15 protein-coding genes and 7 tRNA genes are annotated in these 23,244 nt (G+C 51.7%); 16 read left to right on the top strand and 6 right to left on the bottom strand.

What is annotated here, in order from left to right; genetic code table 11:
* The first annotated feature begins 234 nt into the window (after positions 1-234).
* From ybfF to fur, 4 genes are all read left to right on the top strand, one after another.
* Positions 235-999 (top strand): esterase, encoded by a 765-nt coding sequence (gene ybfF / locus KUE00_RS18730; protein ID WP_246761502.1) that lies wholly within the window; start codon positions 235-237, stop codon positions 997-999.
* Positions 1,000-1,144: 145 nt separating this feature from the next.
* Complete coding sequence (gene ybfE, locus KUE00_RS18725) at positions 1,145-1,426, top strand: LexA regulated protein (protein WP_246761501.1); 282 nt, start codon at positions 1,145-1,147, stop codon at positions 1,424-1,426.
* Between the two features lie 139 nt (positions 1,427-1,565).
* Complete coding sequence (gene fldA, locus KUE00_RS18720; RefSeq protein ID WP_246761500.1) at positions 1,566-2,096, top strand: flavodoxin FldA; 531 nt, start codon at positions 1,566-1,568, stop codon at positions 2,094-2,096.
* A gap of 360 nt (positions 2,097-2,456) precedes the next feature.
* Complete coding sequence (fur, locus tag KUE00_RS18715; protein WP_246761499.1) at positions 2,457-2,900, top strand: ferric iron uptake transcriptional regulator; 444 nt, start codon at positions 2,457-2,459, stop codon at positions 2,898-2,900.
* Between the two features lie 194 nt (positions 2,901-3,094).
* Here fur and KUE00_RS18710 read toward each other — a convergent pair whose 3' ends face one another.
* The 6 genes from KUE00_RS18710 to nagE form a co-directional block, all read right to left on the bottom strand.
* On the bottom strand, positions 3,095-5,749 hold the full coding sequence (locus KUE00_RS18710) for a beta-N-acetylhexosaminidase (RefSeq protein WP_246761498.1): 2,655 nt from the start codon (positions 5,747-5,749) through the stop codon (positions 3,095-3,097).
* Between the two features lie 139 nt (positions 5,750-5,888).
* Positions 5,889-7,298 (bottom strand): chitoporin ChiP, encoded by a 1,410-nt coding sequence (chiP, locus tag KUE00_RS18705; protein WP_246761497.1) that lies wholly within the window; start codon positions 7,296-7,298, stop codon positions 5,889-5,891.
* A 362-nt stretch (positions 7,299-7,660) separates the two neighbouring features.
* Positions 7,661-10,318 (bottom strand): beta-N-acetylhexosaminidase, encoded by a 2,658-nt coding sequence (locus KUE00_RS18700; RefSeq protein ID WP_246761496.1) that lies wholly within the window; start codon positions 10,316-10,318, stop codon positions 7,661-7,663.
* A gap of 109 nt (positions 10,319-10,427) precedes the next feature.
* The gene (gene chiP / locus KUE00_RS18695) at positions 10,428-11,831 is read right to left on the bottom strand and encodes a chitoporin ChiP (protein ID WP_246761495.1); all 1,404 of its coding nucleotides are present in this window, start codon (positions 11,829-11,831) and stop codon (positions 10,428-10,430) included.
* Between the two features lie 238 nt (positions 11,832-12,069).
* The gene (glnS, locus tag KUE00_RS18690) at positions 12,070-13,737 is read right to left on the bottom strand and encodes a glutamine--tRNA ligase (protein WP_246761494.1); all 1,668 of its coding nucleotides are present in this window, start codon (positions 13,735-13,737) and stop codon (positions 12,070-12,072) included.
* A 164-nt stretch (positions 13,738-13,901) separates the two neighbouring features.
* Complete coding sequence (gene nagE, locus KUE00_RS18685) at positions 13,902-15,848, bottom strand: PTS N-acetyl glucosamine transporter subunit IIABC (protein ID WP_246761493.1); 1,947 nt, start codon at positions 15,846-15,848, stop codon at positions 13,902-13,904.
* A 325-nt stretch (positions 15,849-16,173) separates the two neighbouring features.
* Between nagE and nagB the strand changes: the two genes are divergently transcribed.
* The 12 genes from nagB to KUE00_RS18625 all read left to right on the top strand — a co-directional run bounded on the left by nagB (position 16,174) and on the right by KUE00_RS18625 (position 23,049).
* Positions 16,174-16,974 (top strand): glucosamine-6-phosphate deaminase, encoded by an 801-nt coding sequence (gene nagB / locus KUE00_RS18680; protein WP_246761492.1) that lies wholly within the window; start codon positions 16,174-16,176, stop codon positions 16,972-16,974.
* 52 nt (positions 16,975-17,026) lie between these two features.
* Complete coding sequence (gene nagA / locus KUE00_RS18675; RefSeq protein ID WP_246761491.1) at positions 17,027-18,175, top strand: N-acetylglucosamine-6-phosphate deacetylase; 1,149 nt, start codon at positions 17,027-17,029, stop codon at positions 18,173-18,175.
* A 7-nt stretch (positions 18,176-18,182) separates the two neighbouring features.
* Entirely contained in the window at positions 18,183-19,403 is a 1,221-nt protein-coding gene (gene nagC, locus KUE00_RS18670; RefSeq protein ID WP_246761490.1) for a DNA-binding transcriptional regulator NagC, read from the top strand.
* A gap of 5 nt (positions 19,404-19,408) precedes the next feature.
* Positions 19,409-20,194: an HAD-IIA family hydrolase gene (locus KUE00_RS18665; RefSeq protein ID WP_246761489.1), complete on the top strand. Its 786-nt coding sequence runs from the start codon at positions 19,409-19,411 to the stop codon at positions 20,192-20,194.
* 282 nt (positions 20,195-20,476) lie between these two features.
* The gene (asnB, locus tag KUE00_RS18660; RefSeq protein WP_246761488.1) at positions 20,477-22,144 is read left to right on the top strand and encodes an asparagine synthase B; all 1,668 of its coding nucleotides are present in this window, start codon (positions 20,477-20,479) and stop codon (positions 22,142-22,144) included.
* Positions 22,145-22,362: 218 nt separating this feature from the next.
* Positions 22,363-22,439 (top strand) — tRNA-Met (locus KUE00_RS18655).
* A 9-nt stretch (positions 22,440-22,448) separates the two neighbouring features.
* A tRNA-Leu gene (locus KUE00_RS18650) sits at positions 22,449-22,533 on the top strand.
* A 20-nt stretch (positions 22,534-22,553) separates the two neighbouring features.
* A tRNA-Gln gene (locus KUE00_RS18645) sits at positions 22,554-22,628 on the top strand.
* Positions 22,629-22,663: 35 nt separating this feature from the next.
* Positions 22,664-22,738: transfer RNA gene (locus KUE00_RS18640), tRNA-Gln, on the top strand.
* A 36-nt stretch (positions 22,739-22,774) separates the two neighbouring features.
* Positions 22,775-22,851: transfer RNA gene (locus KUE00_RS18635), tRNA-Met, on the top strand.
* Positions 22,852-22,858: 7 nt separating this feature from the next.
* A tRNA-Gln gene (locus tag KUE00_RS18630) sits at positions 22,859-22,933 on the top strand.
* A 41-nt stretch (positions 22,934-22,974) separates the two neighbouring features.
* Positions 22,975-23,049 (top strand) — tRNA-Gln (locus KUE00_RS18625).
* Positions 23,050-23,244 lie beyond the last annotated feature (195 nt).

Below are 23,244 nucleotides of genomic sequence, written 5' to 3'. Positions count from 1 at the left end.
GATTATTGCTGATAAGAGCCAGTTAGCGACATGTTTTTGCGCATGCGCAGACAGACCAGCTCTAACACGAGGATTATAAAGTTAAATCCTGCCGGGGTGTAGCGCCAGCCCCGATTGTGAACAAAAGTCGGAATATGCCGTAAAAAGATCGTTTACGATCCGGCGGCCCGCTCCGGCAGAAAATCAATGTTTTATGATACCCTAACCCTTCGTTTCTCCTGTAAGAAGTTTGCCATGAAATTGAATTACCGCCTGCAATCTGAACAAATGGACACTTTTACCGCGCCAGTCGTGCTGATTCACGGTCTTTTCGGCAATCTGGACAACCTTGGCGTGCTGGCGCGTGGGTTAAAAGATGCCTGTCGCGTTCTCCAGTTTGACGTGCGTAACCACGGCCTCTCGCCGCGTGCCGACGAGATGGACTATCCGGCAATGGCTCACGACATCCTGGCATCGCTTGACCAACAGGGCATCGCAAAATTTTCCGTTATCGGCCACTCCATGGGCGGAAAAATCGCCATGATGCTGGCCGCGCTGGCGCCGGAACGCATTGAAAAACTTGTTGTTATTGATATTGCACCGGTTGCCTATCAGCAGCGCCACCATGACGGAATCTTTGCCGCGCTTAAGGCAGTGAGCGAGGCGGGCCTCACCGGTCGCCGCGAAGCCGCCGCACTGATGCGACAAACTATAGACGAAGAAGGCGTGATTCAGTTTTTACTGAAGTCTTTTCATGATGGCGAATGGCGTTTTAATGTGCCTGTGCTGTGGCGGTGCTATGATCAAATCATTGGCTGGCAAGCGCAGCCTGCCTGGCCTGGCCCGGCGCTGTTTATTCGCGGCGAGCTTTCTCCCTATATAACGGAAGATTATCGCCAGGCGCTGCTGGCTCAGTTTCCTGCGGCAAAGGCGCATGTGATAGCCGGAGCGGGTCACTGGGTGCATGCTGAAAAGCCCGATGCCGTTTTACGCGCCATTCGCCGCTTTTTTGCTCTGTGAAAACAATTGTTTCGGTAAAAGGCTTTAATCTTGTCGACACGACTTTCACTGGGGTATGATGGCGCGCTAAAATTTGTCGGCGACTGCGGTCGCCGATGTTAATGGCCCAATCCATCAGAACTCCAGCCTTCAGTATCACGATTCTATGGCAAAAGAAAACACGGACCGCACCACGATCGATCTGTTCGCAGACGAGCGTCGCCCGGGACGACCCAAAACCAATCCGCTGACGCGTGATGAGCAGCTGCGTATTAATAAACGCAACCAGCTTAAGCGTGATAAAGTGCGCGGGCTGAAGCGCGTAGAGCTGAAAATGAACAGTGACGCGGTTGATGCCCTGAACCAGCTCGCCGAGCAGCGCAACATGAGCCGCAGCGAGCTGATTGAAGAGATGCTCATGGCGCAGTTAGCCAAACCAACGCGCTGAGCGGCGCAGCGGCAAAGCACAAAGCGACAAATGTGGGAGGATTAGCCGTTTATCCTCCCGTGGCTGTCTGCTATTATTGCCGTTTACATCATCAGGCTAGCCGCCGCATATCATTAAGTTTCAAGAGGTTATTAAAGTCATGGCAATCGTAGGCATTTTCTTTGGCAGCGATACGGGCAATACGGAAAACATTGCAAAAATGATCCAGAAGCAGCTCGGTAACGAGGTGGCTGAAGTTCATGATATCGCTAAAAGCAGCAAAGAAGACCTTGAAGCCTTTGATATTTTGCTGCTGGGCATCCCAACCTGGTACTACGGCGAAGCGCAGTGCGACTGGGATGACTTTTTCCCAACGCTGGAAGAGATTGACTTTAACGGCAAGCTGGTTGCGCTGTTTGGCTGTGGCGATCAGGAAGATTACGCGGAATATTTCTGCGATGCGATGGGCACTATCCGCGATATTATCGAACCGAACGGCGCGGTCATCGTGGGCCACTGGCCAACCGAAGGTTACCACTTCGAAGCGTCCAAAGGCCTGGCGGACGACAATCATTTCCTGGGCTTAGCCATTGATGAAGATCGTCAGCCGGAACTGACCAAAGAGCGCACCGAGAAGTGGGTAAACCAGATTTCTGAAGAACTTCAGCTGAAAGATATTCTCGAAGCCTGATGATCCCGGCCCGCCGAACAGGCAATTTTGTGCGGGCCAACGCATTTTCCTATCGCATCGATAGCTACTTTTTTGTAACTTTTGCCTGGAAAACGGTACAATAGTACGGCTCCGTTCACGCAACGCTTTTCACCATAATGATGATAAAGGTTGAATGTACGAATATTAACCCGGTACAGATGGGTGCTTGCTTTCCGGACGTAACGACATCTTATCCTTACATCCCTCAATGGTTTTGCATCTCTGCTGTGGTTTCTTCCAGGCATCAGTTCTATAATGAGACGCTCAGCTTTTGCGTCGACCGATGCTCACGGCTTTTCAGCCATTTAGTGACCAGTAAAGTAACAGGACAATATCCGCATGACTGACAACAACACCGCATTAAAGAAGGCCGGCCTGAAAGTCACGCTTCCTCGACTAAAAATTCTGGAAGTGCTTCAGGAGCCAGAGAGCCATCACGTCAGCGCGGAAGACTTGTATAAGCGCCTGATTGATATGGGCGAAGAGATTGGTCTGGCCACGGTTTACCGCGTGCTGAACCAGTTTGATGACGCAGGGATCGTTACCCGTCACAACTTTGAAGGCGGCAAGTCCGTGTTCGAACTGACGCAGCAGCATCATCACGACCACCTTATCTGCCTGGACTGCGGCAAAGTGATCGAATTCAGAGACGAATCCATCGAATCTCGCCAGCGTGATATCGCCACCAAACACGGTATCAAGCTGAGCAACCACAGCCTCTACCTTTATGGCCACTGCGCCACCGGCGACTGCCGTGAAGATGACTCGCTGCACGATAAATAATGCCTGATACAAAAAAACCGGTGATCGCTCACCGGTTTTTTTTTAACCCAAGGGCAGGCTTTTTGTTAAAAAGCACAATCGATCCGCAAAAAGTGCCAGCCAGCGGTCTGAACGATCAATCTGGCAAAATCCGTATTTTAGATACAAAGAATGCGCCCTGCTATTTTCCCAAACGCATAAGTGAGCCGGGCATATCAGAGCGTTTCTGTACGGCTGAAACGTTTTCCATCCGGACTAACAGAACGGACCATAACTTTGCCAGCGACCGTTGGCTGCATATTTGCCTCGTAGCGCCGCCAGTTTTTCCCCTCATCCACGCTATATTCAATGGTTAACCCCGGCAGCGCAATATTGGCTTCCAGTTTACCATCGGCAATTCGTGCACCGGGAACCGGCAGGCGATAATGAATGCCGGCTTTATCCAGCCTTGCCAGCTCACGCTGCCCCAGCAGATTAGCGAACATTTGCCAGTCCTCCAGCAGCACCTGCCGATCAACATGTTGGGTAACACCGCCGATAAACTCTTTACCCGCCTTATAGTCCAGCTCCCAGGCCGCGCGGTGCCAGGCTCTTTCAGCCACCGCAGCCACGCGAGGGAAAATCATATACTCCATTTGACGATCGGTACGTGACGTTTCGCTCCAGAGCTGGGCCGACAGACCATAAGCGCCAGGCCAGGTTTTGTCAGATTTCGCGGTGAAGGTTTTACCATCGCGATCCACAGAGGTTTCGGCATTTTGCGGTAGATTATCAGGTGCGAAGCTAAACATTTTACGCTCGTCGCTAAACCGCGTTCCCCAGTAGTAACCGCGCTCCAGTGGATTTACCTCGTAGGGAAAATCCATATAAACGTAGTCAGGGCTGGAGATAATTACCTCATAACCTTTATTTGCCCAGTCGTTAGCCGAATCAAAACCACCCCAGTACAGCGTATCCCAGAAATTAACAGCAACACGTTTAGTCGCAAACGTGCCGGCATTTTCGGCATCTTTCAGGCCATCCTGCCATGCCTGCATTTTGTCGATACCATGTTGCTTAACCTGCTGGCTAACCTGCAGCGCAAAGTAGCTGGGCAGATGTTCAAGATCCGCTACTTTGCCGTCTTTGATCATTGCCTGGCAAACCTGCGATTTTGCCCACGGCTTGTCTTCCTTGCTCATATCAAGAAGGCCAGTGCCGGCAACGGGTTTATTTATGTCTGAATAACCGGCCCCCAGGCGAATGTTTTTCGCTTCGTCGCCGCCAAAGTGCCAGGTTTGCAGCGGCTGCCCGGCTTCTCGATGCATGGCCTGAATTTCACTGATAACCTTATCAGTGAAGCGCAGAGAAGATGACAAACAAGGGTTCAGATAGCTGGTACGATCGTAAAGCTGTACCGAGGTGGTATTAGAATCATCAGTGGGGTCAACCAGGCGGTATTTTGAAGCTTCTGCTCTTTTCCCTTCTTTTATCAGTTTGTTGTAGCGTGCCTCCATGGAAATGACGGCGGCACGGGCGTGGGCGGGCATGTCTATTTCCGGGATAACGTTAATGCCGCGAGCCGCAGCGTATTTCACAATGTCGATATAGTCCTGGCGGCTAAAATGGCCGCTGCCGTTGTTGTCACTGTCCGGCCCTGACCCCAGCTGTGGTAACAGGCAACGCTGCTCGCTGAGGTCATGACAGCGCTTACTGCCAACCTCCGTGAGCTCCGGCAGGCCCGGGATCTCAATTCGCCATGCTTCGTCATCGCTAAGATGAAAGTGGAAGGTGTTAATTTTCCATGCGCTCAGCTGATCTAACATACGCATCACGGCGGCTTTACTGTGAAAATTGCGGGCTACATCCAGAAAAACGGCGCGCATAGCAAAACGCGGGGCGTCATTGACCTTCATGGTGGCGATTTTTGCACTGCCATCGGCCGGAAGCAGTGAGAGAATTGACTGCAGGCCATAGAACACACCGTTGCGATCGTAACCAATGACTTCAGCCTTATCCTGGCCGATTGTTAACAGATAGCCGCCTGAAACTGCCAGCTCTTTGCTTAACGCTTTACCGTCAACGCGCGTAGAAATTTCATAACCACTGCCCTGTACTTTTATTCCCGACAGCTGAAAACGCTGCTGCACCGCCAGTTCCATTTCTGCAGGTAAACTGCTCAGGTCCAGTTTTACGCCCTTTGACAGGTCGGCATCTTCCGGCAATATTTCCGCCCATAGCGGCTCAGGGACAATTTTTCCTCTTAAGGCTGTGGCGGGTAGCAGAGCCACGTCACTGTTTTTGTCAAAGCGGCTCGCTGCGGCCATCAGCACGTTTTTATCATCCGGAATACGCTTCCATTGATTGCCGAATGGCTCAACGAAGGTAGTCAGATCTTCAGAATCGGTACTGGCAATAGTTTTAGGCTTTGCTTCGCCCGACGTAACGTACCAGCGAGGCATGACGTCGGTGATATATAGCTGCCAGTATTCATTTATAATCGGAATGACCACTGATTCACCGGCCGCAAAGCCTTTGAATTTCTCCGTAGGCTCCAGCCGGGTTAAATCCCCGACAATATGCACCATGCGGAATTCTTCGCTGTCGACCTTCAGCGTTTTATGAACGTTAGACATATAAATTGCCCAGTTCTTACTGTCGATTGCCGGCCCCGGGTTGGTTAAAGTGATCGTTGCCCGGTTACAGGAGGCCCAGTCGGCCCCCAGCCCTGCGCAGTTCACACCATGCTGCGCAGCCTGGTTATCCGTTACCTTATATTTCACGCCAAACTGGCTAATCTGATCGACAATTTCCTGATCTTCGCTGGCGATAGCGCTACCCAACGTTGAGGCTAACGCTATGGCAACAAGACTGACTCTGAACTTATTCATCCGTTTTCCTTGTTCATAATTGAGCTGTTTAATTTATTGCTGATAGTTGTCAGGCTATGCCTTAATACCCTTGCCACATTTCGCTACCGAATAAACTTTTGCCCGGGCCGCTGAAGAAAAACCTTCTGTAAATCATCGGTCAGGGCCTGTCCGCCTGAAAAAGTGTGAAAGGTGCCATAACAATAAATTTTATGTCCTGCTCATCCTGAAAAATATTGCCATAGCCGCCGCTCCAGCTGGGAATAGCGGAATGGTTATCGTAACGTGTGTAGTGCAGTTTGAATGAGGTGCCTTTAATGAAGCCCTGCTGCACGGTGTACAGTAAATCCAGGTTCCATGCGGACTCTTTCAGACGGTGATTTTGGTCATAAGCAGGGGAAGGTTTGGCATCCCAACCCCAGGCGTATGAGGTGCCCACTGCCCAGCCTGGCAACTGCCAGTTTTTCAGGTCATACATAACGCCCGCAAACAGGGCTTTTTCGCCGTTGGCGTTGAAATCCGACCGGGAATCCCACCAGACGTCCAGCCGACCATTTGAGGTGGCGTAGCCTGGCGTCATACGTTGCAGAAAGAACCCCTGGTTGCCTTCGGCTTTTACCCACGTTCCTTCCAGACGCAGATCAAACGGGCCGGTGGCGTAGCCCAGCGTAATAGCCTGCAGCCAGGCCAGACCGCTATAAACGTCGTTTATGTTGGCAGCATTGCCGCTCTCTTTATCTTTTGCGCCATAAAACTGCCAGCTGGTTTGCAATGTGTTTTTTGCGAGCGGTAAAGCATAAGAGACTTTGCCGAAATACTGGTCCATATAATCAGCGGCCTGACCAAAAGCGCCTTCCACAACGATTTTATCTCTGCTGTATTTTGCGCCGAGCGAGTGCAAATAACCTACGCCCGTTACACCGTCTGCCTTACGGAATTGATACATGTTGCGATACCAGGGCGCTTTATACTCATCTGTCCACATATAGGAAAGGGATAACCTGCTCGCCGCAGAAAAATCGTAAACCGCTCCTGCCTCCACGCCGCGATAAGTACCCGGAAGAAAACCCCAGTGAGGCGCTAATAATGTTTGCCCTGCTGGCTGTATATAACCGCCGCGTAGCCAGTAATCGGCATATTTAAGTTTCAGCGCCGCTTTATAGATACTGCTGCCGTTTTTATCACCGCTCCATTTTTCATCCCAGCGCGTTTTTGCCTCGCTAAAGCCAATTTCATTAGGGGCAGCTGGGCCTTTGCCTGAGAGCTCGGCCACGCCAAACGCTGCCAGGTCCAGCCCTACTACATCAGCCGCATAGCCGGATGAAAAATCCAGGCTTCCATTAAAGGTGGAATGATGAAGGTTTTGCTGATATTGCCCGTATTTATAACTCGAAGGTGTAAGATCTTTCCGTTCCCGATGACGTTGCCAGTAATAAATTTGGCCGCTGAGCGAAGCATCGTTAACAAAGCCTGCTGCTATTGCCTGCGAAAAAAAGGAACTTTCTCCCGTTATAAAAAAAAGAGCAAAGGTAAACGATAATGCCCGACGCTGCGAAGTAGTCCTTAACATTAATTAGCCCCCTTATCCTTAAGAGTCGCATTCCAGCGCTTAAAAAAACCGTTTAAAACCGTATAATAAACGCTCAATCCAATTCGCTAATGATAATATTTTTTGCAGCGAGAATTATCAATTCATTATCAATTCCATCGTGCAGAATTATGACCTGAGCCACAGAAAAGCCGGGTGCGCGTTAATAATAATTATTATCCAGCATTAACCAGAATAAAAAATCCAGATAAAGTTAATTACCTTCAATAACTCAGAAGTATTGTAGACAATAATATGAAAAGAACGCAGCCCGGAGGCTGCGTCAGATTTTTGGTAGGCGCCAATAACGGAGCATATTTTTACGTTCTGCGAACGTTGCCGTTTTACTTCACGCTTTCCACCCGGCTGAAACGCTTGCCATCGCTGCTTGCGGAACGAATTAACACTTCGCCAGTGACTTTTGGCTGCGCGCTATCCAGGTAGCGCTGCCAGGTTTTACCGCCATCCACGGAATATTCAATGGCCACGCCCGGTAGCGCGATATTCGCTGCCAGTTTACCCTCGACGATGCGGGCGCCGGGCTGCGGTAAGCGCCAGGAGATACCGGCTTTATCCATTTTTTTCAGCTCGCGCTGTCCTAAAAGATTGGCGTAGCGCTGCCAGTCACGATCCAGCGCGGCCCGATCGACGTGCTGCGTTTCACCACCTTTATACTCCCTGCCCGGCTGATAATCTTGTTCCCAGTCGGCCTGATGCCAGCCGCGCTCTGCGACAGAAATCACGCGTGGGAAAATCATCCACTCCATTTGCTCATCGGTGCGTACGGTTTCGCTCCACAGCTGCGCTGACAGGCCAAAGGCACCCGGCCAGGCTTTGTCAGATTTGGCATCAAAAAAGTTGCCGTCGCGATCGACCGAGGTTTCGGCATTTTGCGGTAAGTTATTGGGCGCAAAGCTAAACATCTTGCGCTCGTCGGTATAGCGCGTTCCCCAGTAATATCCCCTCTCCAGCGGATTGACCTCATAAGGAAAGTCCATATAGAGATAGTCCGGATTAGAGAGGGTAACTTCATAACCCTTATTGGCCCAGTCATTTGCGCTGTCAAAACCGCCCCAGAAAAGCGTATCCCAGAAGTTAACGCCAACGCGCGAGGTGGCGAAATCTTTCGCGCTCTGCGCATCCTTCAATCCATCCTGCCACGCCTGCATTTTTCCAATACCGTGCGCTTTTACCAGCGCGCTGACTTTTTTGCCAAAATAGCTGGGCAGGTGATCCATATCCGCCACTTTGCCCGACTTAACCAGCGCCTGGCACGCCTGCGATTTTGCCCAGGGTTTGTCCTGGCGGCTTAAGTCCAGCACGCCCTTGCCCGCTTCCGGCTTCGCTACATCGGTATATCCCGCGCCCAGGCGAATGTTTTTCGCCTCGTCGCCGCCAAAATGCCAGGTGGTCAACGGCATGCCTGCAGCCTGGTGCATAGCCTGAATTTCACCCATGACCTTATCGGTAAACCTGACAGACGAATCCAGGCAAGGGTTAAGATAACTGGTCCGATCGTAAAACTGTACGGAGGTGGTGTTTGAGGTATCGGTAGGATCAACCAGCCGATACTCGTTTGCCTCTGCGGTTTTCCCCTCTTTCATTAGTCTGTTATAGCGCGCCTCCATCGAAATAACGGCGGCTCTGGCGTGGGCAGGCATATCTATCTCAGGGATCACTTCAATGGCACGCGCTTTGGCATAGCGCAGGATATCGATATAGTCGCTGCGCGTCAGATAGCCATTGCCGCTGGCCTCGGCAAACGGACCCGAGCCGAGCTGCGGCAGCAGGCAGCGCTGCTCGGTTAAATCGTGGCAGCGTTTTGCGCCTACTTCTGTTAGCTCCGGCAGGCCGGGGATTTCAATCCGCCAGCCTTCGTCGTCGCTAAGGTGGAAATGGAATTTGTTCAGCTTAACGGCCGCCATCTGATCCAGCAGACGCAGAACCGCTTCTTTACTGTGAAAATTACGGCCGATGTCCAGAAAGACGCCGCGATAGGCAAAGCGCGGGGCATCAACCGCATCCAGCGTAGCAATTTTCTGCTCGCCGCTGGCCGGCAGCAACGACAGGATGGACATCATGCCGTAGTAAACGCCCGCCTCATCAAACCCTTCTACCTGCGCTTCGTGTTCGGTAATATGCAGCTTATAAGCACCGGAAACGGCTTCCTTTCCAGTAAAAGCTCCGGCGGAAACACTACTTCTTATCGTATAACCTTGCGGGTTCTCCTCTACGCCCATTAGCGCAAAGCGTTCGATAACCGCTTCAGCCGATTCATTGCTCAGCGACGTCAGCTCAAAATTTATCCCTTTGCTTAAGTCTGCATCCTGCTGATGAAGGGTAACCTGGAGTGGCGTAGGGATAATCTGGCCGCGTAACGCTTCGGCATTAAGCAATGCCGTATCGCTGTTTTTCTCAAAGCGGCTTTCGGGCGTCATCAGCACGTTTTTATCGTCCTGAGTGCGTTTCCAGTGGTTAGCCATCGGCGCGACAAAGGACGTTAAGTCCTCAGTGTCGGTACTCGCGATAATTTTAGGCTGCGCGTTTTCAGAGGTTACATACCAGCGCGGCATAACATCGGTAATAAACAGCTGCCAGTACTCGTTAACAATGGGAATCTCTACCGACTCGCCAGCAGCAAAACCTTTGAACTTTTCCGTCGGCTCCAGACGCGTTAAATCGCCTGTTACATGCACCATACGAAACTGCTCATTATCAACGCGCAACGTCTGGCGAATATTGGGTAGCCAGATGGCCCAGTCTTTACTGGTCACCGCCTCGCCTGGATTGGTTAACGTAATGGTAGCCCGATTACAGGAAGCCCAGTCAGCGCCCAGCGCCGCGCAGTCGATACCGTTTAGTGCCGCGTGGTTATCGTTAACGGTGTACTTCACGCCGAACTGGCTAATGCTGTCGACCACACGTTGATCCGCCAGAGCACTGCTGCTGGCCATAATCGACATCAACGCGGCTGCAATAAGCGATAATCTTAACGTTTTCATCATTTCCCTCATAGTGTTGAAGAGTTTTCCTGACCACGGCAGTTAAAAAGGCGACAGGATGCTGGTAAAGCTCTGTCGCCTCTGGTGATTTGCCCTGACGTTTGCTAAATCAAAACACGGTGAAAGGTGCGATAACCGTCAGCCTTACGTCTTTTTCGTCCTGGAACATATTTCCGTAACCGTTGCTGAAGCTCGGAATAGAGGAGTGGTTTTTGTAACGGGTATAGTGAAGGTTGATCTGCGTATCTTTGGCACGCCCTTCCTGCACCGTATAGCGTAGATCCATGTTCCAGGCGGATTCGCTGCGGCGCTGGCTCTGGTCGTAAGCCGGATTGGTTGACGGACGAGCATCCCAGCCATAGGCGTAAGAGGTGCCGATTGCCCAGGCGGGAAGCTGCCAGTTTTTCAGGTTATACATCACGCCGCCATACAGTGATTTTTCTCCATTAGCGTTGAAATCGCTGCGGGAGTCCCACCATACGTCATTGCGCCCGTTCGAGGTCGAACCAACCGGTGTCATACGCGCCAGAAAGAAGCCCTGATTGCCGCGAGCTTTCACCATGGTGCCTTCGAGCCGCCAGTCAAACGGGCCGGTGGTATAGCCCAGCGTGATAGCCTGTAGCCAGGCCAGTCCGTCATACACGTCGTTAATATTATTTGCGCCGCCGTGCTCTTTATCGCGCGCGCCGTAAAACTGCCAGCTGGTACGCAGATCGTTGCCGGCTACGGGAAACGCCCAGGAAGCTTTGGTAAAGTATTGCTCCATATAATTGCCGGCCTGGCCGAGCGCGCCTTCCAGCACCAGCTTATTTTTGAAGTCATATTTAACGCCGACGGAATGCAGATAGTTAATTTCAGTTGTTAGATCGGGCTTGCGGAATTTATACATCTGCCGATACCAGGGGGATTTATAACGATCCGTCCAGATATAAGATAAAGAGAGCGCGCCAGCATCTTCAAAATCATAAACGGAACCGACTTCAAAACCACGATAGGTTCCCGGAACAAAGCCCCATTGCGGCATAAGTAACGTCTGGCCTTCTGGTTGAATATAACCGGCTCTTAACCAGTAATTATCATGTTTAACTTTTATGGCCGCTTTATAAAAAGAGGCGCCATTAGCATCGCCGTCGAATTGCTCGCCCCAGCGATTTTTAGCACGACTGAAGGCAATTTCATTCGGTGCGGCCGGTCCTGTTCCGGCCAGCTGTAGCGCACCATATACGCCCAGATCCAGACCGACAAAATCAGCTGCATAGCCTGAAGAGAAATCGAGGTTGCCGTTAAAAGTAGAATGATGAAGATTTTCCGTATACTGGCCGTACTGGTTATGGACAGGGTCCATCTCCTTTCTGTCTCGCTGCCGCTGCCAATAATAAACACCACCGGTTAGCGTAGAATCATCAATAAACCCTGCGGCGACAGAAACAGGAGAATAAAAGCTGCCGACAAGAGCAGAACTACAGGCAACAGCTATCGCCAGTGCTTTTCGCATTGAATTGAAAGAGTGCATTGAGAAATCCTTCTCTTATAATGACAAATAAACAAAACCCTAAAAATAAAAAGTATTTACCTTACTGCGCGGTAATTATATTTTTCGCGGCGCGAACTATCAATTAATAACAATTATTGACAACGAAAAGTATGACCTACGACAGGTTATAATTTTTTTGTAAGATGCACGTTAATATAATAAATATTATATTCAAAAAAAAAGCAGCCCGAAGGCTGCTTTTTTATTAATAAAAGCGTTATTCGCCCGCTTTCGTCCAGGTGTCGCGTAAACCCACGGTACGGTTAAAGACCAGCTTGCTGCTGCTGGAGTAAACGCTGTCCGCACAGAAGTAGCCTTCACGCTCAAACTGGTAAGGGCTGGAAGCTTCTGCCGTTTTCAAACCCGGTTCAACAAAGCCCTGACGAATAACCAGCGACTCCGGATTGATAGTGGTCAGGAAATCTTCCGCCGCTGCCGGATTCGGCACGCTGAACAGGCGATCGTACAGACGGAATTCAGCCGGGAGCGCATGCTCGGCAGAAACCCAGTGAATCACGCCTTTAACCTTGCGGCCATCGGCAGGATCTTTACTCAGCGTATCCACGTCGCAGGTACAGAACAGGCAGGTGATATTGCCCGCTTCGTCCTTCGCCACACGCTCGGCCTTAATGACGTAAGCGTTGCGCAAGCGCACTTCCTTACCCAGCACCAGACGCTTGTAGTGCTTGTTGGCTTCTTCACGGAAGTCGGCGCGATCGATGTACACTTCACGGCTAAACGGCACCTCACGCGTTCCCATCTCTGGCTTGTTCGGATGGTTCGGCATGGTGATAATTTCTTCGTGATTAGCCGGCAGGTTTTCAATCACCAGCTTAACCGGGTCAAGAACCGCCATTGCACGCGGCGCATTTTCGTTCAGGTCGTCACGAATGCACGACTCCAGCGACGCCATCTCGACGATATTGTCCTGTTTGGTAATGCCGATACGGCGGCAGAACTCGCGGATCGAGGCGGCGGAATAGCCGCGACGGCGCAGCCCGGAAACGGTCAGCATACGCGGATCGTCCCAGCCCTCGACAACCTTTTCGGTTACCAGCAGGTTCAGCTTGCGCTTGGACATGATGGCGTATTCAAGATTCAGGCGAGAAAACTCGTACTGCCGTGGATGCGTTGGGATGGTGATATTGTCCAGCACCCAGTCATATAAACGGCGGTTGTCCTGGAATTCCAGCGTACAGAGCGAGTGCGTGATCCCTTCCAGCGCATCGGAAATGCAGTGGGTAAAATCGTACATCGGATAGATGCACCATTTATTGCCGGTCTGGTGGTGTTCAGCAAATTTGATACGGTAAATGACCGGATCGCGCAGGACGATAAAGCTGGAGGCCATATCGATTTTGGCACGCAGGCAGGCACTGCCTTCAGCAAATTCGCCGTTGCGCATTTTTTCAAACAGCGCCAGGTTTTCTGCCACGCTGCGATCGCGATAAGGACTGTTTTTGCCGGGCGACGTCAGAGTGCCGCGATACTCGCGGATTTGCTCCGGTGATAGTTCGTCAACATAGGCCAGACCTTTATTGATTAACTCAACAGCATAGTGATGCAGCTGGTCAAAATAGTCAGAGGAGTAACGGACGTCGCCGCTCCACTCGAAGCCCAGCCACTGCACGTCACGTTTGATTGATTCAACGTACTCCAGATCTTCTTTTACCGGGTTCGTATCATCAAAGCGCAGATTACATTGTCCCTGGTAATCCTGGGCAATACCAAAGTTCAGGCAGATAGACTTGGCGTGGCCAATATGCAGATAGCCGTTCGGCTCCGGTGGGAAGCGGGTATGCACGCTGTTGTGCTTACCGTTCGCCAGATCTTCGTCAATGATCTGACGAATAAAGTTAGTTGGGCGGGCTTCTGCCTCACTCATCTCATTTTCCTCTGGAATTACTCTGATACGTGAAATAACGGATTATGATCCACAAAGCCGGGAAGGGAAACAACCGTTTGTTAGCATATAACGTAAAAAAGGGCGGGAATCGCTTCCCGCCCTGCGTTAATGGCGGCACGGCTGGCCCGCCTCGCTGTCGATTGTTAGCTTATCTCAAAGAGACGGCTCTCGCCTGCTACCACCGTTTCCCCGGCGGTTAGCTTGATGCCGCTAAAGTCATCCATGTTAGTGACGACAACCGGGCTTATCATCGACTTCGCATTGCTGTTCAGCCAGGCCAGATCCATTTCCAGCACGGGCTGGCCAGCGCTGACCTGAGCGCCCTCTTCCACCAGCCGCGTAAAGCCTTTACCCGCCAGCGCAACGGTATCAATCCCCATATGCACTACAAGCTCCACGCCTTTGTCCGTTTCCAGGCAGAATGCGTGATTGGTATTGAAAATCTTTAATACGGTGCCGCTGGCGGGTGCAACTACCACGTTGCCGGTTGGGCTGATGGCCAGACCTTCGCCGACGGCTTTGCTGGCAAAAGCCTCATCAGGGACCTGCTCCAGTGCGACCACCGTGCCGCTAACCGGTGCCAGCAGCGTTTCAACAACGGTTTTACCTGCTGCCGGTTTAGCCTGAACGGGTGCCGTTGCCGTAGCCGTGACCGGAGAGGCACTTACCGCTACTGGCGCAACAGGCCCTTTCGCGACGATCTTTTTCATCGCTTCCGCAACGGACTCTGCTTTTGCTCCAATAATTACCTGAATGGTTTGCTTGTTCAGCTTCACGACGCCAGAAGCGCCCAGGCGCTTACAGGCCGCATCGTTTACCTGGGCGGAATCTTTAACGGAAAGGCGCAGGCGAGTGATACAGGCATCAATAACCTTAAGGTTGTCAGAACCGCCTACGGCAGCGATGTACTGACGGGACAGCTGCTCCAGCCCTTCCTCAGTATTGCTGTTGGCTTCTTCGGTGACCTGCTCGCCCGCCTCTTCACGACCGGGCGTTTTCAGATTCAGCATGCGGATAACCGCGCTGAACAGGACAAAGTAGAGAACAAATGCAATGGCGCCCATCACCAACAGCATCCAGACGTTGCTGCTGGCCGCCGGCAGTTTGTACATTAGCGCATAGTCGATTGCGCCTGCGGAGAAGGAGAAACCGGCGTGAATGTTTAGCGCGGTTGCCACGTACAGGCTGATCCCCGTCAGCACGGCGTGGATCAAATAAAGCATTGGCGCCAGGAACATAAACAGGAATTCCAGCGGCTCCGTAACGCCGGTTAAAAAGGCGGTGACGGCCACGGAAAGCAGCATACCGCCAACCATAGGACGACGCTCTTTAGGTGCTGCCATATACATTGCCAGCGCCGCGCCCGGCAGGCCGAACATCATGATGGGGAAGAAGCCGGACATAAACATGCCCGCCGTGCCGTCACCGGCATAGAAGCGGTTGATGTCGCCATGGAAAACCGTACCTGCCGCGTTGGTGAAGTCGCCAATCTGGAACCAGGCGATGGTGTTCAATACCTGGTGTAGGCCGGTAGGGATCAGTAAACGGTTAACAAAGCCAAAAATGCCCGCGCCGAACGCGCCAGCGGAAACAATCCACTCGCCGCCTGCCTGAATAGCGTTTTGCACCGGTGGCCAGACGTAACCAAAGACGGCGGCCAGGATCAAACAGAAGAACCCCGTAGCAATAGGAACAAAACGTTTCCCGCCGAAGAAGCTGAGGAAATCGGGCAGCTTAATATCGGACCAGCGGTTGTAGGTTGCACCCGCTACCAGCCCGGTAATGATACCCGCCAGCACGCCCATATTGACGGCCGGATTGATGGTGACCATCGCCTTGGTCAGAATAAAATAGCCTACCGCGCCTGCCAGAGCGGCCGCGCCGGCGTTGTCTTTAGACCAGGTAGAGGCCACCCCGATAGCAAAAATAAGGGCCAGATTGTCAAAAATTGCGCCGCCCGCCTGGGCGATAAACGGCATATTGAGCAGGTCCGGCTGGCCAAAGCGCAGCATTAACGCGGCTACCGGCAGCACGGCTATCGGCAGCTGTAACGAGCGCCCTAGCCTTTGAAAAAATCCTAAAATATTCACTATTCCCCCTATAAGAGCCGTTAAGGCGCCAGTTATGTGATGTTTTTATAACGGCAGGCTGCCAGTGGTCTGGCATGAAATCATCTGACGCAGTGTAGAGAAAATTTAATTCGCCACGCAAATTAAAACCGTTGTTTTTGTGATACCCATCATTAATGAGGCACAATTTATTTGGGTTATACTGGCTATAGCCCACAACTTATTTTATCCTGAAAAAAAACAAAGTTTTTCTTTTTCGCGGTGCCCGGTGGCAACAGGTTACGCTTATAGTAGCCCCACGCGCGCCGCAGATAGCTTTCCAGATATCGCTTATATGAGGTAAAACATGAGACTGATCCCGCTTTCAACACCAAACCAGGTCGGTAAATGGGCCGCCCGTCACATCGTCAATCGTATTAACGCCTTCCAGCCTACCGCTGAACGTCCTTTCGTACTGGGTCTGCCTACCGGCGGCACGCCGCTGGAAGCCTATCGTCATCTCGTTGAGATGCATAAAGCGGGCCAGGTAAGCTTTAAGCATGTGGTTACGTTCAATATGGACGAATATGTTGGCCTGCCGAAAGAGCATCCGGAAAGCTACCACAGCTTTATGTATCGTAACTTTTTTGACCACGTTGATATTCAACGCGAAAACATCAATCTTCTGAATGGCAACGCGCCAGATATTGACGCAGAATGTCGCCAGTATGAAGAGAAAATCCGTGCATTGGGTAAAATCCACCTGTTTATGGGAGGCGTTGGCAACGACGGGCATATCGCCTTTAACGAACCGGCCTCCTCTCTTGCATCCCGTACGCGTATTAAAACGCTCACGCATGAGACGCGCGTGGCTAACTCGCGCTTTTTTGATGGCGACGTAAATCAGGTGCCGAAGTATGCCCTGACGGTGGGTGTAGGAACGCTGCTGGATGCGGAAGAAGTTATGATTCTGGTCACGGGTCACGTTAAAGCGCTGGCGCTCCAGGCGGCGGTAGAAGGCAACGTGAACCATATGTGGACTATCAGCTGTTTACAGCTGCATGCGAAATCCATCGTCGTCTGTGATGAACCCGCGACGATGGAGCTTAAGGTTAAAACAGTCAGATATTTCCGCGAAATCGAAGCGGAAAACATGGAAAATCTGTAACTCATCTGCACAACGTTACCGGCCGCCGGGCCGGTAACGCCGGGAGAATATTATGTTTGCTTTAACTCATGGCCGTATTTTTACCGGCTACGAAATTCTGGATAATCATGCCGTAGTGATCCGCGATGGCTTGATTGACCAGGTTTGCAGGCTGGAAGAGTTGCCTGCTGGTATCACTTTGCAGCGCGTTGACGGCGCGTTTATTGCTCCCGGCTTTATCGATTTACAGCTTAACGGCTGCGGCGGCGTGCAGTTTAATGACAGTCTTGAGGCCCTTAGCGTCGCTACCCTGCACACTATGCAGAAAGCTAACGAAAAATCTGGCTGCACCAGTTTTCTGCCTACTCTTATTACCAGTACCGACGAGTTAATGAAGCGCGCGGTAGAGGTAATGCGCGCTTACCTGGCGCAGAACGCGAATCAGGCGCTGGGTCTGCATCTTGAGGGGCCGTGGTTAAATCCTTTAAAAAAAGGGACGCATGATGCCGCATTAATTCGTTCGCCAGATAAGGCGCTGGTCGATTTTCTTTGTGAGAATAGTGACGTCATCGCCAAGATAACGCTGGCTCCCGAGCAGGTTGACGCTGCGGTTATCCGTCAGTTACGCAATGCCGGTATTGTTATCTCTGCGGGTCACTCGCACGCCACCAGCGCCGAAGCGCGCAAAGGCCTTTCTGCCGGAATCAGCTTTGCCACCCATCTTTATAATGCGATGCCTGCCTTAACGGGCCGCGAACCGGGGCTTATCGGCACTTTATTCGACTCACCTGACGTTTATTGCGGCATTATCGCCGATGGTTTACACGTTGATTACGTTAACATCCGTAATGCAAAGCGCATTAAGGGCGATAAGCTGGTGCTGGTTACCGACGCCACCGCGCCAGCTGGTGCGACCATTGATCGGTTCATTTTCGCTGGAAAAACAATATACTATCGGGATGGACTTTGCGTTGACGAGAACGGCACGCTCAGCGGCTCTGCGCTAACCATGATCGAAGCTGTGGCGAACAGCGTCGAACATGCAGGCATTGCGCTGGATGAGGCGCTCAGAATGGCAACGCTCTACCCAGCCCGTGCTATGGGTGTGGAGGATAAGTTAGGTTCAGTCACCGCCGGAAAAGTGGCCAACCTGACGGTTTTCACCCGTGACTATCAAATAATCCAGACTTTCGTTAATGGTGACAAAGTCTTAAGCGAGTAGAAACTGAATGACCACTGGCGGCCAGGCTCAAATAGGAAATGTGGATCTTGTTAAACAGCTAAACAGCGCGGCCGTCTACCGCCTTATCGACCAGCAGGGTCCGATATCGCGCATTCAAATTGCTGAGCACAGCCAGTTAGCGCCAGCCAGCGTGACTAAAATCACCCGCCAGATGATTGAGCGCGGGCTGATAAAAGAAGTCGACCAGCAGGCCTCCACCGGAGGCCGTCGCGCCATTTCTATCGTTGCCGAAACGCGTGGTTTTAACACTATCGGCGTTCGACTGGGCCGCAACGACGCCACGCTAAATCTGTTCGATCTTAGCGGTAAAGTGCTGGCGCAGGAGGATTATGCCCTGCCGGAGCGCACGCAGGAAACGCTGGAGCACGCGCTTTTTAACGCTATTGCCGGCTTTTGCGAACAGCATCAGCGCAAGCTACGTGAATTAATCGCTATCGCCGTCATCCTGCCGGGCCTTGTCGATCCCAATAACGGCGTTATCCGTTATATGCCGCATATCGCCGTACAGCACTGGCCGCTGGTGGCTAATCTCCAGAAACGCTTTAACGTCACCAGCTTTGTCGGTCACGATATCCGCAGCCTGGCGCTGGCCGAGCACTACTTTGGTGCATCCCGCGACTGCGCGGATTCTATCCTGGTGCGGGTTCATCGCGGAACAGGCGCGGGCATTATCACTAACGGCCATATTTTCCTTGGCAGCAACGGCAACGTTGGCGAACTGGGCCATATTCAGGTTGATCCGCTGGGGGAACGCTGTCACTGCGGCAATTTTGGCTGTCTGGAAACCATTGCCGCTAACAGCGCCATTGAGAATCGCGTGCGCCACCTGCTTAAGCAGGGCTACCCGAGTTCGTTGACGCTGGACGACTGCCAGATGCCTAAAATCTGCAAGGCTGCAAATCGTGGCGATGCGCTGGCAGCGGAAGTGATTGAATACGTTGGCCGCCACCTGGGTAAAGCCATCGCCATTGCCATCAATTTATTTAATCCGCAAAAAGTAGTTATTGCCGGTGAGATAACCGAAGCGGATAAAGTTCTCCTGCCTGCCATTGAAGGCTGCATTAACACTCAGGCGTTGAAAGCCTTTCGCAAAAACCTGCCGGTATTGCGCTCTGAGATCGATCACCGTTCGGCTATAGGCGCCTTTGCGCTAGCTAAACGCGCTATGCTGAATGGCATCTTGTTGCAACATTTACTGGAAAGCTAACGTTAATGAGCGCTCTGACCCTGAACGACAGTGAAAAAACGACGATTAAAAACGTCATCTGCGATATTGACGGCGTGCTGATGCACGACAATACGGCCGTGCCCGGTGCCAACGAATTTCTACAGCGGATTCTGGATAAAGGTATGCCGCTGGTGGTGCTGACTAACTACCCTTCACAGACCTCGATGGATCTTGCTAACCGCTTTTCCTCTGCCGGTATCGATTTACCGGAAAGCGTTTTTTATACCTCCGCGATGGCTACGGCAGATTTCCTGCGTCGTCAGGAAGGCAAAAAGGCTTATGTGGTAGGTGAAGGCGCACTGGTGCATGAACTCTATAAAGCCGGGTTTACCATCACGGATATCAACCCCGACTTTGTTATCGTTGGCGAGACGCGTTCCTTTAACTGGGACATGATGCATAAAGCCGCGTATTTCGTTGCCAACGGCGCACGCTTTATTGCTACCAACCCGGACACGCACGCGCGCGGTTTCGTCCCGGCCTGCGGCGCGCTGTGCGCGGGTATTGAAAAGATATCGGGCAGAACACCTTTTTATGTCGGCAAGCCCAGCCCGTGGATCATGCGCGCCGCGCTAAATAAAATGCAGGCGCACTCGGAAGAAACGGTGATTGTCGGTGATAACCTGCGTACCGATATCCTGGCGGGCTTTCAGGCGGGGCTGGAAACTATCCTGGTGCTGTCCGGCGTGTCGACGTTAAGCGATATAGACGCCATGCCTTTCCGCCCCAGCTGGGTTTTTCCCTCCGTGGCGGACATCGACATTATTTAAATCCTCAGCCCGACCAGCGCGTCGGGCTTTTTAATCTTTTGGCCCTGTATAAAATTTAGCCGTAATTCAGCCTTCATTGAAGATTCATCAATAAAAAGGCGTTAAAAATAAATAATCATCAATATTTAAGGCTATGAAACAGGTAATTTAGCAGCGAAACGCTAAAAGAGTTGCATGGTCACGCAATCTGGCGCATTTTCTTATCTATCGGGCGAACAATTCGCCACTCGGTTTCTGTTTTCATCATTACTACCGTTGCGGTATGCCATTAGGGAGTTAGCTATGTGTTCTATTTTTGGCGTGTTGGATCTTAAAAGCGATCCTGTTGAACTGCGTAAGAAAGCGTTAGAGCTTTCTCGTTTAATGCGTCACCGTGGCCCGGACTGGTCAGGTGTTTACGCGGGCGATAACGCAATTCTGGCCCACGAGCGTCTGTCAATTGTCGACGTTAACAACGGCGCACAGCCTCTCTATAACGCAGCCCATACCCACGTGCTGGCGGTAAACGGTGAAATTTATAACCATCAGGCGCTGCGTGCAGAGTTGAGCGGCCGCTACGAGTTCCAGACCGAATCCGATTGTGAAGTTATTCTGGCGCTTTATCAGGAAAAGGGCGTAGATTTTCTGGACGACCTGCAGGGTATGTTCGCCTTTATTCTGTATGACAGCGTAAAAAACACTTATCTGGTTGGCCGCGACCATATCGGCATCATTCCCCTGTATATGGGCAACGATGAACATGGCAACCTGTTTGTTGCTTCAGAAATGAAAGCGCTGGTGCCGGTGTGCAAATCAATTAAAGAATTCCCGCCGGGAAGCTATCTTTCCAGCACCGATGGCGAAATTCGCCGTTACTGGCAGCGTGACTGGTTCAGCTATGAAGCGGTTGAAGATAACAAAACCGACGCTGCCGCGCTGAAAGACGCGCTGGAAGAGGCTGTTAAAAGCCATCTGATGTCGGACGTGCCGTACGGCGTGCTGCTGTCTGGCGGACTGGACTCCTCTATTATTTCTGCCGTGACCAAAAAATTCGCGGCTAAGCGTATAGAAGATCAGGATAAGAGCGAAGCATGGTGGCCACAGCTGCACTCTTTCGCGGTAGGCCTGGAAGGTTCCCCCGATCTGAAAGCAGCGAAATCCGTGGCTGACCATCTGGGTACGGTACACCATGAAATCCACTTTACCGTGCAGGAAGGTCTGGATGCGATTCGCGATGTGATTTACCACATTGAAACCTACGACGTGACCACGATCCGTGCTTCTACGCCGATGTATTTAATGTCGCGTAAGATCAAAGCGATGGGTATTAAGATGGTGCTGTCCGGAGAAGGCGCGGATGAAGTCTTTGGCGGCTATCTCTATTTCCACAAGGCGCCGAACGCTAAAGAATTCCACGAAGAGAACGTACGTAAGCTGCTGGCTTTACATATGTTTGACTGCGCGCGCGCTAACAAAGCGATGTCTGCCTGGGGCGTTGAAGCCCGCGTGCCCTTCCTGGATAAAAAATTCCTCGATGTGGCGATGCGTATTAACCCGGCGGACAAAATGTGCGGCGCTAACGGCAAGATGGAAAAGCATATCCTGCGTGAATGCTTCTCCTCTTATTTACCGGAAAGCGTGGCCTGGCGCCAGAAAGAGCAGTTCTCTGACGGCGTAGGCTACAGCTGGATCGATACGCTGAAAGAAGTCGCGGCGAAGCAGGTTAGCGATCAGCAGCTGCAAACGGCGCATTTCCGTTTCCCATACAACACGCCTTCTTCTAAAGAAGGTTATCTGTACCGGGAAATCTTTGAAGAGCTGTTCCCTGTGCCAAGCGCAGCAGAATGCGTGCCGGGTGGTCCATCCGTTGCCTGCTCTTCTGCCAAGGCTATCGAGTGGGATGAGGCGTTTAAAACAATGGACGATCCTTCCGGTCGCGCCGTTGGCGTCCACCAGTCCGCTTATAAATAACTTACGGCTTTTATTCACAAAACGGGTCGCCAGCGGCCCGTTGTTGTTTAAAAAAACGCGTTAAAAGGGCAAGTTTTGCTGATTTAGTCGCCATACTGGTTATAAGCCAGACAAACGAATCATTTCAGCAAAAAAACGGGAAAAAACTTGTTGACGCTTTCAGGTCAACTTAGCATAATGCGCCCCGCAACGCCGATGAAGGTGACGTGAAAAAAGATGGCTACTTAGCTCAGCTGGTTAGAGCACAGCACTCATAATGCTGGGGTCACAGGTTCGATTCCCGTAGTAGCCACCATCTTTTTTTGCGGGAGTGGCGAAATTGGTAGACGCACCAGATTTAGGTTCTGGCGCCGCAAGGTGTGCGAGTTCAAGTCTCGCCTCCCGCACCATTTTCATCGCAATGCACGGATGGGGTATCGCCAAGCGGTAAGGCACCGGTTTTTGATACCGGCATTCCCTGGTTCGAATCCAGGTACCCCAGCCAGTTTTTCTGATGGTTAGTGACTTGTTTACGGACATTGGGATATCGCCAAGCGGTAAGGCACCGGTTTTTGATACCGGCATTCCCTGGTTCGAATCCAGGTATCCCAGCCAGTCAGAATGTTGTATAGTTGTAACGCAGTAAAATTAGGCTACTTAGCTCAGCTGGTTAGAGCACAGCACTCATAATGCTGGGGTCACAGGTTCGATTCCCGTAGTAGCCACCAATTTTATTGGGGTGTCGCCAAGCGGTAAGGCACTGGTTTCTGATACCAGCATTCCGGGGTTCGAATCCCTGCACCCCAGCCATAAAAAAGACGATCTGTGCAAACGGATCGCACCCAAGAAATTGGGGTGTCGCCAAGCGGTAAGGCACTGGTTTCTGATACCAGCATTCCGGGGTTCGAATCCCTGCACCCCAGCCAATAAGTAAAGAAGCCCGCGCAAGCGGGCTTTTTTACGTCTGTCGCCTGGTGAAACGCAACTTCTTATAGCGGTGCGCTTGCTAAAGCAAAAGCTATCCGGATACGACGATGCGCCAGCTAAAAGAGAAGCTATTCCGTTAAGTGCCATGCTGGCGCACAGAGACGCCAGGACAGCTTACAACTGTGGATGTCACA

Source organism: Erwinia phyllosphaerae, assembly GCF_019132875.1.
GTDB lineage: Bacteria > Pseudomonadota > Gammaproteobacteria > Enterobacterales > Enterobacteriaceae > Erwinia > Erwinia phyllosphaerae.
This window is presented reverse-complemented; position numbering and strand designations above follow the sequence as displayed.

Bases quoted from the DNA above. Each gene is read 5' to 3' on its own strand.
- KUE00_RS18710 (WP_246761498.1), bottom strand. From the start codon at position 5,749: ATGAATAAGTTCAGAGTCAGTCTTGTTGCCATAGCGTTAGCCTCAACG.
- KUE00_RS18665 (WP_246761489.1), top strand. From the start codon at position 19,409: ATGAGCGCTCTGACCCTGAACGACAGTGAAAAAACGACGATTAAAAAC.
- chiP (WP_246761495.1), bottom strand. From the start codon at position 11,831: ATGCACTCTTTCAATTCAATGCGAAAAGCACTGGCGATAGCTGTTGCC.
- ybfF (WP_246761502.1), top strand. From the start codon at position 235: ATGAAATTGAATTACCGCCTGCAATCTGAACAAATGGACACTTTTACC.
- nagC (WP_246761490.1), top strand. From the start codon at position 18,183: ATGACCACTGGCGGCCAGGCTCAAATAGGAAATGTGGATCTTGTTAAA.
- KUE00_RS18700 (WP_246761496.1), bottom strand. From the start codon at position 10,318: ATGAAAACGTTAAGATTATCGCTTATTGCAGCCGCGTTGATGTCGATT.
- ybfE (WP_246761501.1), top strand. From the start codon at position 1,145: ATGGCAAAAGAAAACACGGACCGCACCACGATCGATCTGTTCGCAGAC.
- chiP (WP_246761497.1), bottom strand. From the start codon at position 7,298: ATGTTAAGGACTACTTCGCAGCGTCGGGCATTATCGTTTACCTTTGCT.
- glnS (WP_246761494.1), bottom strand. From the start codon at position 13,737: ATGAGTGAGGCAGAAGCCCGCCCAACTAACTTTATTCGTCAGATCATT.
- fur (WP_246761499.1), top strand. From the start codon at position 2,457: ATGACTGACAACAACACCGCATTAAAGAAGGCCGGCCTGAAAGTCACG.
- nagB (WP_246761492.1), top strand. From the start codon at position 16,174: ATGAGACTGATCCCGCTTTCAACACCAAACCAGGTCGGTAAATGGGCC.
- nagA (WP_246761491.1), top strand. From the start codon at position 17,027: ATGTTTGCTTTAACTCATGGCCGTATTTTTACCGGCTACGAAATTCTG.
- asnB (WP_246761488.1), top strand. From the start codon at position 20,477: ATGTGTTCTATTTTTGGCGTGTTGGATCTTAAAAGCGATCCTGTTGAA.
- fldA (WP_246761500.1), top strand. From the start codon at position 1,566: ATGGCAATCGTAGGCATTTTCTTTGGCAGCGATACGGGCAATACGGAA.